Origin of the sequence: Nocardia sp. NPDC088792, assembly GCF_044750615.1 — a bacterium.
Taxonomy (GTDB): domain Bacteria; phylum Actinomycetota; class Actinomycetes; order Mycobacteriales; family Mycobacteriaceae; genus Nocardia.
In genome coordinates this window covers 634,173-647,864 of sequence record NZ_JBIVKC010000001.1, presented here as the reverse complement: position 1 = coordinate 647,864, position 13,692 = coordinate 634,173, and the positions used below count along the sequence as shown (strand labels likewise).

At 70.3% G+C, this 13,692-nt stretch carries 1 protein-coding gene; it reads right to left on the bottom strand.

Features of this window, described 5'->3' with window-relative positions:
* Positions 1-3: 3 nt before the first annotated feature.
* Positions 4-13,668, bottom strand: coding sequence for an amino acid adenylation domain-containing protein (locus ACIP5Y_RS03160; protein ID WP_400347103.1), 13,665 nt, complete (start codon positions 13,666-13,668; stop codon positions 4-6).
* Positions 13,669-13,692: the final 24 nt, after the last annotated feature.

Genomic DNA, 13,692 nt, shown 5'->3' with positions numbered 1-13,692 from the left:
TGTTCACGAGGTGGCTCCAGGTTTTGTCCAGTGCTCTCCGAGGCTGTGACTCCAGTGCTCTTCGAGGCTGTGACTCCAGTGCTCTCCGAGCACGCGGGCGATGGCCGCGAGTGCGTGTGGTGCGGTCATGTCGTCGTGGGCGGCGTCGATGTCGTGGTTGGTGATGGTGCCGGTGATCCAGGGCCGCCACCCGGCCGGCCCGAAGATCTCGGGGTTTTCGGTATGCACCGTGGCGCTGAAATACAGTGCGTCGCCGTCGAATACGGGCCGCTGGTACCCGGTGCGGGTGCGGGCGGAGGCATTGTAGGAGGCGGCCATGCGCTCCAGGGTCTGCGCGTCGATCAGGGCCACGCCTCCCATCCGTTCGCGCACCAGGTCGGCGGCCTGTTCGGCGGTGGCTCCGGCGGGGATGTCGGTGATGCCGAAGACGGATCCGAACGCGGCGACGAACGATCCGGCGGTGAGCTTTTCGATGCTGTCACCGTCGAGGTCGGTGCTGTCGGCGTCGAGCAGGGCCAGGGTGCCGATTGCCGCACCGCCGGTGTGGAGCTGGGTGGCGACCGCGTGTGCGATGAGGCCGCCGAAAGACCATCCGAGCAGATGATATGGCCCCTCGGGCTGGATCCTGCGGATTTCCGCGGCGTAGCGGCCGGCGAAGTCGGCAATGCCGAGTGCGTGGGGCGCGCCGGTCAGGTCGGGGGCCTGCAGGCCGTAGATGGGCCGCCCGGGTGGCAGTGCGTCGGCGAGCCCGAGGTAGGGCCAGGCGATGCCGGAGGAGGGGTGGATGCAGAACAGGGGCGGCAGGTCGCCGTCGGCCCGGATGGGCAGGACCACGTCCAGGCCCAGCCCGGGCGCGGAAGCTGTCCGGGCGGAAACCAGTTCGGCTTCCAGACGCCGCTGCCGGAGTTCGGCCATGGCCTGCTGTTCTGCTGCCGCGGCCGGTTCGGCGTCGGGTCCGACGGCGAATTCCGCTGCGGCGGTGAGGGCGTCGGTCCACAGCCGGGCGAGCATGGTGATTTCGTGCTTGGGCAGCAGGGTTTCGGGGAAGGTGAAGGTGGCCTGCAGTCGTTCGCCGACGACGACAGCGTTGATCTCGATTTCGGCCGTGACGGGCACGTCCGCGCATTCGGGGGCGGGCAGGTCGCCGAGTTCGCCGCTGGGCAGCCAGCCGAGGCCCTCCAGCCCGGCCGGAATATCGGCCGTGGCGTAGCGGCCCAGGTAGTTGAAGCCGATGCGTCCGGGCACGCGATCGGGCAATGCCGCGGCGGAGTCGGGGTCGGGGGAGCGGTCGAGGTAGCGCAGCATGCCGTAGCCGATGCCCTTGTCCGGTACGGCCAGCAGTTGGTGTTTGACCGCGCGAATGGCGACGCCCATGCCGGGTCCGCCGGCGAGGGCGTCGCGGGTGTCGATGCCGGGCAGGTCGAGTCGCAGTGGATAGACGGTGGTGAACCAGCCGAGGGTGCGGGACAGGTCCGCGCCCGGAATGATCTCCTGCTGCCGCCCATGGCCTTCCATGCGCAGCAGTACCGACTCGTCGGAGTGCGTGCGCCAGCGCATGATCGCCAGTGCGAGGGTGGCGAGCAGTGCGTCCTCGACGGTCCCGTCGAAGAGCGCCGGGAGGGTGGTGAGCAGTGCGGTGGTGACCTCTTCGGATATCTCGAGGTCGACGGCGCGCACGGTGGGTGCGACGTCGATGTGCGGGTCGAGTTCGCGACGGCCCAGCGGGCGGTCCGGGGTGGCGGCGATATCCCGCCAGTAGTCGAGTTCGGCTCGCCGCGCGGGGGTTCGGGCCGCGTCGCTCAGGGCGTGCGCCCATCGCCGCATCGAGGTGCCGGTCTCCGGCAGTATCGGCGGCGCGCCCGCACTGATCTGGGCCCAGGCGGCGATCAGATCCGGAATCAGGATCCGCCAGGACACCCCGTCGGTCACCAGGTGGTGTGCCACCAGGATCAGTTTCCCGCTCTGCCCGGGCCGGTTCGAGACCGGGTTCAGCCAGACCAGTTGCAGTACGGTCCCGGTGGCCGGGTCGAGCCGGTCGAGCGCGGAATCGAGTTCGGTGACGGCGTATTCGCGCAGTTCCACGGTGTCGGCGGTGTCGTATTCGATGCCGTAGAGCAGGTTGTCGACATCGACGCTGCCCGGTGGCCGGGTCCGCAGCCGCCATTCGCCGTCGATCCGTGCGAGCCGGGCGCGCAGCATGTCGTGCCGGTCCACCACGGCGGTGACGGTGGCGACCAGTCCGGCGCGGTCGATGCCGGGCGGCAGGTCGAGCACCGCGGTCTGCGCGAAACGCCGGTGATCGCCGCCGCGTTCGAGCATCCAGTGCACGATCGGCGTGAGCGGCAGTTCGCCGACCCCGCCGCCGGGCAGTTCGTCGAGGGTGACGGTCGTGCCCGCGGCCTCGGCGAGTTCGGCGAGGGCGGCGACCGTGCGGTGTTCGAACACCTGCAGCGGGGTGATCTCCAGCCCGCGCAGCCGGGCGCGGGATACCAGCTGGATGGCGAGAATACTGTCGCCGCCGAGCGCGAAGAAGGAATCGTGCACACCGACCCGTTCGCGGCCGAGCAGTTCGGCAATGATCTCGGCGAGCACGGTTTCGGCCGGACTGTCGGGTGCTCGATACTCGGTCTCGGCTTCGAACACGGGCTGCGGCAAGGCTTTCCGGTCCAGTTTGCCGACGGCATTGAGCGGGATGGCGTCGAGGACCGTGAGGGCCGACGGCACCATGTACCCGGGCAGCCGATCGGCGGCATGCGCGCGTACCGCGGCGATATCGAGGGCGCGGCCGGTTTCGGGCAGTAGGTAGGCCGCCAGCGCGGTGGCCCCGCCCGGTCCCGGAACACCCAGGGTGACAGCGAATTCCACGCCGTCGGCCGCCGACAGCGCCGCGTCGATCTCGCCGAGTTCGATGCGCTGGCCGCGCACCTTGACCTGGAAGTCGGTGCGTCCCAGGTATTCCAGCCGGGGCGCGGTGAGCGCTCCGGCCCAGCGCACCAGATCGCCGGTGCGATAGAGCCGCCGGCCGGGCTGCCCGGACGGGTCGGCCACGAACCGCGCGGCAGTCAGGCCGGGGCGCCGGTGGTAGCCGCGAGCCAGGGCGGGTCCGGTCAGGTACAGCTCACCGGCCACCCCCATGGGCGCGGGCCGCAGCCGGTCGTCCAGCACCAGGGCTGCGGCACCCCGGATGGGTGCGCCGATGGTGACCGGCTGTGCGGGCCGCAGCGGCTCGGAAGCCGTTGCCCAGATGGTGAATTCGGTCGGGCCGTAGAGGTTGATGAGCGTGCGCCCGGGAGCCCAGCGCGCCACCGGATCGGGCCCGATGGCTTCGCCCGCCACGGCCAGCACCCGCACGCTGGACACGGCCGCCGGATCCATGGTGGCCAGCGCCGAAGGCGTGATCACCAGATGCGTGACACCCTGTGCCGCAATGAGATCCGAGAGTGCCTCGCCGCCGAACACATCGGGCGGTGCGACGACGGCGGTGCCGCCGCTGCCGAAGGCCAACAGCGCCTCGAAGGCGGAAGCATCGAAACTCGGTGAGGCGACCTGCAGTACACGGCAGTGCTCACCGAGCGCGAGCAGTTCCCGCTGCGCCCGGACCAGATCGGCGATCCCGCGATGCGAGACCGCGACGCCCTTCGGCGTACCGGTGGACCCCGAGGTGTAGATCAGCCAGGCCGGCTGATCCGGATGCGCCCGCCCGGGCCGCCCGCGCCGGATTCGGGCGCGCGGCTGCGGCTGCCGCCCCGCGTCGAGCTGCAGCCACTGAATGGTGTCCGGCAGCAGCGCCCGATGCGTGGCGGTGGTCAGTCCGAGCACCGCGCCGGAGTCGGACAGCATGTGGTCGATACGGTCGAGCGGATGACGCGGGTCGATGGGCAGGAAGGTCGCCCCGGCGCGAGCACACGCCCAGATGGCGGTGAGCAGTTCCGTGCCACGCGACAGTGCCAGGGCCACCACGGTTTCCGCTCCGGCTCCGGCCGCGGCGAGCTGGGTGGACAGCCGTTCCGATGCGGCATCGAGGTCGCGATAGGACGTGGCGCGCCCGTCGGCGATGATGGCCGGGCACAGCGGGTGCGCGGCCGCGGCGGCGTCGAAAACCTCTGCGAGGGTGTTGACATCGCTGTAGGCGCTGATGCTCCCCGGCCCGCGCACGGGCACCAGGGCGGCGCGTTCGGCCGCATCCATCAGGTCTATATCGGAGACCCGGATATCCGGATCGGCGGTCACAATGGCGAGCACCCGCAGCCACCTGGTCAGTAGCAGCGTGACCGTGGATTCATCGAACAGGTCGGTGGCATAGGTGAGTGTCCCGTCCAGCCCCGCCCCCGATTCCCCTTCGCGCAGATCGAAGCTGAGATCGAACTGCGAGGTATCCCGTACCACCGGTTCGAGGTCCACACGCAGCCCCGGGAAGTCGATGCTGGGCGCGGTGAAGTTCTGCAACGACAGCGACACCTGGAACAGCGGATGCTGCGCCGTCGACCGCGCCGGATCCACCACCTGCACCAACCGCTCGAACGGCACCTCCGCATGCGCGAAGGCCTCGAGATCGGTGGCCCGCACGGACGCGAGGAATTCCCGGAACCCACTGTCCGGCCGCACGATCGTGCGCAGGGCGAGGGTATTCACGAACATGCCGACGAGCTCGTCCAGCGCGGCGTCCCCGCGTCCGGCAACAGCGGTGCCGATCAGCACATCCGGCGTCCCCGCCAGCCGCGACAGCAGCACCGCCAGCGCCGCGTGCACGGTCATGAACAGACTGCCCCCGGTCTGCGCCGCCAATTCCGTGAGCGCCCGATGCAATTCCGGCTCGACCGTGAACGCGAGATCCGCACTCCGCATACTCTGCACCGCGGGCCGCGGCCGATCCGCCGGCAGCTCGAGCACATCCGGCGTGGCCTTCAGCCGCTCACTCCAATACCGAATCTGCTGCGCCGCAGCCGATTCCGGATCTTGTTCGTCCCCCAGTAGCTCCCGCTGCCACAGCGCGTAATCGGCATACTGCACCGGCAGACCGGGCCGCGCAGTATCCACGGCGGCGCTCCGTGCGAGATAAGCCGCCACCAGGTCGGCCGCCAGCGGCGCCATGGACGCCCCATCCGCGCTGATGTGATGAACGACGAGCACCACAACGTGGACGGCGGTGCCACCGCTGCCGGCGCCGCCGGCCGCCCCCACCAGGGCGGTTGCGGGTCGTGTAGCCACGCCGGGCGCGATCCGCAGGCCGGGCTCGGCCGCAGCGTGATTCGCGGGCTCTGCCGCAAGGTGATCCGCGGGTGCTGCTGCAGTGTGGTCGGCGGGCTCTGCCGCAAGGTGATCCGCGGGTGCTGCCGCAGTGTGGTCGGCGGACTGTGCCGCAAAGTGATCCGCGGATGTTGTCGCGGCGCGGTCTTGGATGTGCGCCACTCCTACGCGCAGCGGCGATTCGCGGGTGAGGTCGAAGCCGGTGCCGGTGAGTTCGTCGATCCAGCGGCGCAGCGGTGCACCGTCCTCGGTCTCGGTGTGCCGGATATGGGGTGCGGCGGTCTCTGTGCCGACCACGACCTGGCGGGGGCCTTCGGTGTCGGCCGGGTAGATGGTGCGCAAGGCTTCGTGGCGGGCGACCACATCGGTCACGGCCTGTTCCAATGCGGTGCGGTCGAGTTCGCCGGTTATGCGCAGGGCGACTGTGATGTTGTAGGCCGCCGATGTGGGGTCGAGGCGGTTCAGCACCCAGATGCGTTGCTGGGCAGGGGAGAGTGGGATGCGGTCGGGACGGATGCGGGGTGCGAGGGCCGGACGGCCGGAGAGGTCGCCCGCCGGGACGACGCGACTTGCGAGCTGGGCCACGGTCGGTGCGTCGAACAGGTCGCGCAACGCGATCGTCGCACCCAGTGCGGCGTTCACGCGTGCGACCACCTTGGTGGCGCTGAGCGAGTTGCCGCCGAGTTCGAAGAAGGAACGGTCGATGCTCACCCGGTCCGTGCCGATGACCTCGGCGAACACCTGCGCGACCGCGGTCTCCACCGGTGTGCGCGGGGCCAGATATCGTTCCCGCAGACTTTCGAAATCCGGTGCGGGCAGCGCATTCCGGTCCAGTTTGCCGACCGGCGTGAGTGGCACCTCGTCGAGTTCGATCAGGTAGCTGGGCACCATATAGCCGGGCAGTGCCGCGGCTACGCGGGTGCGCAGCAGTTCGGTGTCGAGTGCATGGCCCGGCGCCGCAACGACATACGACACCAGGACGGTCTGTCCGCCGGGTCCGGGCGTGCCGATGGTGGCGGCGTAGTCGACCTGTTCGTCGGCGGCCAGCACGGCGTCGATCTCGCCGAGTTCGATGCGCAGGCCGCGGATCTTGACCTGGAAGTCGCTGCGTCCCTGGTATTCCAGCTCCCACTGCGCCCCGTCGGCGGTCTTGACCTCGACCCACCGCACCATATCGCCGGTGCGGTACATGCGCGCGCCATCGGCCTCGTACGGATTGGCGACGAAACGCGTTGCGGTGAGCCCGAATCGGTTGAAGTAGCCGCGTGCCAGGGCCGGCCCGCTCAGATAGAGCTCGCCGGTGATGCCGACCGGCGCCGGCCGCAGCCAGGTATCCAGGACCATGGCGCCCGCGCCGCGGATGGGTGCGCCGATGGTGATCGGGTCTCCGGCGCGCAGTTCCCCGGGCCCGGTGGCCCATACGCTGAATTCGGTGGGCCCGTAGAGGTTCACCATGCGCCGCCCGCGCGACCAGGCGGCTACCAGTTCGGGTCCGGCGGCTTCACCGGCGACGGACAGGCAGCGCAGGTCTTCGAGCCCGTCGGGATTCATGGTGGCGAGTACCGACGGTGTGATGACGGCGTGCGTGATGCGCTCGGTGCGCAGCAGTTCTTCGAGTTCGCTGCCGCCGTACACCTCCGGTGGTGACAGTACGAGGCGTCCGCCGGAGCCGTGTGCCATGAGCAGTTCGTGTACGGAGGCGTCGAAGCTCGGCGAGGCGACCTGCAGGGCGCTGGCCGTGGCGTCCAGGTCGAGCAGACTCTGCTGGGAGGCGGCCAGATTGGCGAGTCCGCGATGGCTGAGCAGTACGGCCTTGGGTTTACCCGTGGACCCGGACGTGTAGATGAGGTACGCGACCTGGGCCAGGTCGATGGGCCCGCCGCGTTCGGTGTCGGTGATGGGTGCGTCGGAGACGGTCATGACGCGCCGGATGGTGGCGAGGTCGTCGAGCAGCAGCCAGTCGATGCTGCCGGGCAGTGTCTCGCCGACCTCGCAGACGGTCACGCCGATGGGTGCGCGGGAGTCGGTGAGGATGTGCTCGATGCGTTCCACCGGATAGTTGGGGTCCAGTGGCAGGAACGCGGCTCCGGTCTTGGCCAAGGCCCAGACGGCGACCACGGATTCGACGGATCGCGTCAAGGCCAGCACCACGAATACTTCCGGGCCGACTCCCCGGCGCAGCAGTACCCGTGCGAACCGGTTGGACCAGGCGTCGAGGTCCCGATAGGTCATGGTGAGACTGCCGGCGGTGACGGCGACCGCGTCGGGATTCACCCGTGCTCCGGCGGCGAGAATCTCGGGCAGGGTCCGCATGGGCACGGGTTCGCCGCCGTGCACGGGCAGCAGGGCGCGGCGTTCGGTGGTATCGCAATGCTGCAGCCGGGCAACCAGCCGGTCCGGCCGCGCCGCAAGCTGTTCCAGCAGGTATACGAATCGCTCCAGCAGTCGCCGCGCGCCCGCCTCGGGCAGCTGATCGGCCATGAACTTGACGCTGATCCGCAGGCTTTCGGCGCCGTCCGGCGCGCGCTGCGGAATCACCATGAGGTTCAACGGGTACGGCGTGGCATCGGTGCCGGATACGTCGAGTATCCGCATGCCCGCGATATCCAGTGCCTGCGAGAGGCTTTCGCGGTCGATGGGGTAGGACTCGAAGACGGTCAGGGTGTCGAACAGTTCGGGCAGTCCGACGGCCCGGTGGATGGCGGCCAGCCCGATATGTTGATGGTCGAGCAGTCGCGCCTGTTCGGTCTGCACCCGTGCCAGCAGTTCGGTCACGCGTTCACCGGGTTCCAGCCGGATCCGCACGGGGAGCGTATTGATGAACAGCCCGACCATGTCCTCGATGCCGGCCAGTTGCGGCGGCCGCCCGGAGACGGTGCCGCCGAAGACCACGTCGGTGCGTCCGGTGAGCATGGCCAGCACCAGCGCCCAGGCCGTTTGCACGGCGGTGTTCACGGTCGCACCCGCGGCGCGGACGGTGGTTTCCAGCCGGGCGAGTGCGGCCGCGGTGAAATCGGCGGAGACCATGCCGGATTCGGTGGAGTCGATATCGGCCAGCGTGGGCACGGCGCGGGTGGGTCCGTCGACCCCGGCGAGTGCCTCGGTCCATGCGGTCATGGACGCGGCATCGTCCTGTTCGCCGAGCCAGCCCAGGAACTCGCGATAGGAATGCGCCGGTCCGGTGGGTACCGCCTGCCCGATACTGGCGGCGAGGTATCCGGCGAGCAGTTCCCGCACCACCAGCGGCGTGGACCAGCCGTCCAGCACCAGATGGTGATTCGCCATGAGCAGCGTGTAGGTCTCGGTCTCGGTGCGGATCAGGGTGAAGCGCAGCAGCGGCGGGCGGGTGAGATCGAACCGGGTGCCGGCATCGACCGCCACCAGCCGGGCCATCTCCCGCTGTCGTTCGGCAGGGTCCGGGATGGTGCTGAGATCGATGTCCTGCCAGGGTATTTCGGCGGTGTCGAGCACCAATTGCGCGGGCCCGTCCGGGGTTTCGGCGAAGGCGACCCGCAGCACCTGGTGCCGGTCCAGCAGCGCCTGTGCGGCGGTGCGGAGCCGGGCCGCGTCCACTCGTCCGGCCAGTGACAGCTGCGTCTGCACGGTGTATCCGTCGGCGGTGTCGGTGTCGTAGCGGGCGTGGAACAGCAGGCCGTATTGCAGTGGTGAGAGCGGCCACACGTCGGTGAGGCCGGGATATTCGCGTTCCCATTCCTCGATCTGTTGCTGCCGTACGGGAATCAGCGGGAAGTCGGAGGGTGTGTGCCCGCCGGTCCCGCCCGCCCGGGCATGCGTGGTGAGCGCGGTGAGCGCATCGGCCCACAGGTCGGCGAATCGCCGCACCTGGCCGCTGCCCAGCAGCCGCGAGGCGTAGGCCCAGGTCACCTCGAGTCCCGAGTCGGTGTGGAAGGCATTGATGTCGAGCGCCGCCGCGAGCGGTGCGCTGTCATCGTGGGTGGCGGTGAATCGCCTTGGCAGCCAAGGCGTTTCCGTGCTGTCGGGCTGGTCCGAGCCGGCGCCGGTGCGGCCGAGATAGTTGAAGCTCAACTGTGGCGCGGGCGCCCCGGCCAGCGCTGCCCCGGTATCCGGATCGAGGTAGCGCAGCATGCCGAAGCCGACACCCTTGTCCGGTATGGTCCGCAACTGCTCCTTCACGGCCTTGAGCGCCGCCCCGGCCGCCGGTCCCGCCGCGTAGGCGTCGTCGAGGTCGATTCCGGTGAGGTCCAGCGCAACCGGGTACACGCTGGTGAACCAGCCGGCCGTGCGCGACACATCGGCTCCGGGCAGGATCGATTCCTCCCGGCCGTGGCCTTCCAGCGTGAGCAGGGTCCGCGCGGTTTCCCGTGCCCGGCTGGAGGCGAGCGCGAGCGCGGTGAGCAGGACATCGTCGGGCCCGCAGTGGAAGCGCTCGGTGACCAGTTCCAGTGCCGCCGAGGCCGTTGCCGCGTCGATGGTGGTCCGCACCTGCGCCATGGTCTCCGCGGTGTCCGCCCCCGGATCCAGCGCCCGCGACCCGAGCAGCGGATCCGGCGTCGTCAGGATCCGTTGCCACAGCGGCAGTTCCGCGGCCCGACCACCCGCCCCGGCGAGCTGCCCGTGCGCCCACCGCCGGAACGAGGTCCCGACCGGCGCGAGCGTCCCGCCCGCCCACGCGGTAGCCAAGTCCGGCAGCAGAATCCGCCACGACACCCCGTCGGTGACCAGGTGATGCAGCACGATCCACAGCAGCGGGCCACTGTCCTCGCGCTCGAGCAGCACGAACCGCGCCATGATCCCGGCGGCCGGGTCGAGCAGATCGGCGGCCCGCTGCAGCGCCCGCTCCGCGTCGCCGGTCCCGGCGGGCACGATCTCGATCAACGCCGCCGCCTCCACCGAACCGGGGCCGGCAACCCGCCATTCCCATTGCGCGGCAAGGCCCGTCGCCGGCGGAGTCGTGGGGACGTTGCCCGCGTCGGGTGAGTTGCCTGCGCCGGCTGAGTTGCCCGCGCTGGCTGAGTTGCCTGCGCCGGGTGAGCTGCCCTTGGCGGCCGACTCGCCTACGCCGCCTGGGCCGACCGCCCCTGGAGTTTTGGTTCCGGCGTCCGGATCTGCGTCGGGCCGGCGGGTCAAGGTGCTGCGGAGCAGGTCGTGCCGATCCAGCAGCGTCTGGACGGCTACGGGCAGGCGGTCACGGTCGATGTCCCGGGGGAGGGGGATGAGTGCTGCCTGGGCGAAACGTGGCCAGGTGTGGCCTTGTTCGAGCATGGCGTGGACGATCGGGGTGAGGGGGACGATGCCTACCGGGCCGCCCGGGAGTTCCTGTATGGCGGGGGTGGTGGCTTCGGTGGCGACGGCGGCCAGTGCGGCGACGGTCTTGTGCTCGAACACGTCTCGGGCGCGCAGGCCGAGTCCGGCGGTTTTGGCGCGCGCCACCAGCTGGATGGCGACGATACTGTCGCCGCCGAGGGCGAAGAAGTTGTCGTCGGCGCTCACCTCGTCGAGGCCGAGGACCTCGGCGAAGATGCCCGCGAGCACTCGTTCGTGCGGGGTGGCCGGTGCCCGGCCGGCGCGGGCGCGGGCGGCGAAGTCGGGTGCGGGCAGTGCGCGGCGATCCACTTTGCCGGTGGGTGTCAGCGGCATGGTCTTCAGGACCATGATCACCGACGGCACCATATGCGCCGGAAGCCGCTGCGCCACGGTCGCCTTCACGGCCTCCGGATCGAGTGCGGGATCCTCCGCGGATATATAGGACACGAGGGCGGTCGCGCCGCCGGGTGTGGTCGCACCGACCGTGATGGCCATCTGCACGCCGGGGTGCCGCGCGACGGCCGCGTCCACCTCGCCGAGTTCGATGCGGAAGCCGCGCACCTTCACCTGGGTGTCGCCGCGGCCGAGGTACTCCAGTTCCATGCGCCCATTGCGCCGCCGCCACCGCACCAGGTCGCCGGTGCGGTACATGCGGTCGCCGTCCGCGAACGGATCGGCGACGAACCGCTCGGCGGTGAAGCCGATGCGCTGATGGTAGCCGCGCGCCAGACCGGGCCCGCTCAAATACAATTCGCCGGTCACGCCGGGCGGCACCGGCCGCAGCCAGGGATCGAGCACGACCGCGGCCATGCCGCGGGCGGGTGCGCCGATCGTGATCGGATCGGCGGGGGACAGGGGTGTGCTCAGGGTCGCGGTGACGGTCGCCTCGGTGGGCCCGTACCCATTGATGACGCAGCGCCCGGCCCAGCGGGCCGGAAGGTCGGGTGGGCAGGCGTCGCCGCCGACCACCACGGTGCGCAGCCGCGGCAGCGTCTCGGGCTCCAGCGAACCGGCCACGGCGGGAGTGACATTCAGATGGGTGACCTCGAGCGCACGCAGCACCCGCGCCAGGTCCTCACCGGCGTAGGCGGCGGGCGGCACCACGGCGACGGTCGCGCCGACGGCGAGGGCCACCAGCAGTTCCTCCACCGAGATGTCGAAACTCGGCGAGACCGCATGCGCCACTATCGCATCCGCGCCGACGCCGAAGGCAGCACCGGAGCCGGTGGCAAGATCGGCGAGTCCACGATGGGTGACGCCGACGCCTTTGGGCAGACCGGTGGAGCCGGAGGTGTAGATGAGGTACGCGAGCTGATCGATCAGCACCGGCGACAGACGATCGGCGTCGGTGATCGGCGCGGAATCGGCTGCGGTAAGCGCGTTTTCGGTCTCCGGGTCGTCGACGACCAGCCACTGCACCCGATCCGGCAACGCGGCCCGGGATGCGGCCACGGTGACGCCCGCGACCACACCGCTGTCGGCGATCATGTGCTGGATGCGGTCGACCGGATACCCGGGATCGATGGGCACGAACGCGGCCCCGGTCTGCGCCACGGCACACATGGCCAGCACCGATTCCGCCGAGCGCGGAATCGAGATGGCCACCGCCCGTTCGGGTCCCGCGCCGAGCTCGATCAGTATCCGGGCCAGCCTGTTGCTGTACTCGGTGAGTTCCCGATACGTGTAGACGGTCCCGTCCGCCCGCATGGCGATGGCGGCCGGCATCTTCTCCGCACCGGCCCGGAGGATGTCGGGCAGCGTGCGCGCCGTCCCGCCGCGCCGCCCGCGCGCGGGTGCGAGTTCCGTCCGTTCCTCCGCCGTGATCGTGGTGAGCCCGGTCAGCCGGGCCCCCGCGCCCGCCGCCAGGAATCGGTGCAGGAATTCGAGGAACCGCGCGTGCAGCTGCGCGAGCTCCTTGTCCCCGTACCGGTTCGGGTTGGCCTGGAAGTCGATATGGGTGCGTTCCCCGCCGATCCCCGGGTACACATTGACGAACAGATCGTCGATGAGCCCCGAGGTGAGTACGTGCAGCCGCCCGGTCACCCCGCCCAGCCGGATGCGGGTGTCGGCGAGCATGAGGTTGACGGTCGGCCCGAACCCCGCGACATCGTCCATGGACCGCCCGAGGTCGCGAATGATGTCCTCTTGCCGGTATCGCTGCCGGCGCAGCGCCGCGGTGAGTTCCCCTTGGGTGCCGCGCACGAGATCGCCGACCGTCGCGTCGGCGGCCGGGTGCAGGCGCAGGGGGACGACATTGGCGACCATGCCGCCGGAGCGGCGCAGGGCGGCGGTGGTGCGCCCGGAGACGGGCAGGCTCAGCACGATCTCGCCGCCGCCGGTCATGGCGCTGACGAAGGCGGCGAAGGCGGCGACCACGACGGGTGCGGGGCTGGTGGACATTTCGGTGGTGAGCGCGTCGAGCAGCGCGGCGGTCTCGGTGCTCAGGGCGCCGCTGCGCAGTCGCGGGTGGGCGTCGACCGCCCCGGTGCGCGCGCCGAGCTGCTTCGGCTCGGCCATGCCCGCCAGGTGCTGCCGCCAGTATTCCCGGTCGGCCTGCAGCTTGTCCGAATTGCGGTATGCCACATCGGCTTCGGCGATGGTCTGCAGCGGTTCGGCCTTGCCCGCGGGGATTTCGTCCCCGCTGATGGCGGCATTGTAGATTTCGCCGGTGCGCTGCAACATGGTCAGCGCGCCGACGCCGTCGAGCAGGATGTGGTGCAGCCGCGAATACCAGTACCAGCGTTCGGGTGCCACGCGCAGCATGGCGACCATGCACAGGCGGTCGCGGGTGAGGTCCAGGGGTGCGGTGTATTCCGCGCGCATCCACGCCTGGGCGGCGGCCTCCGGGTCGGGGGCGCCGGTCAGGTCGATGGTTTCGATGTGGTCGTCGAGTCCGGTGTCGACGAGTTGCGAGGGCAGTTCATCGATTTCGAGCAGCCGCAGGTAGCCGGTGCCGAATTCGCGTCCGGCGCGGCGGGCGGCGTCGGCGAGTAGGTCGACGTCGACCGCGCCGGAGAATTCGACGTACTGGGCGATGGAGATCGGGGTGTCACCGGCCAGCTGCTGGGCGAACCAGATTCCGCGCTGGGCGGCGGAGAGTGCGAAGGAGCCGGCGGGTGTGGAGCTGAAAACCATGCTGAAACATCCTGCGAGCTGGTG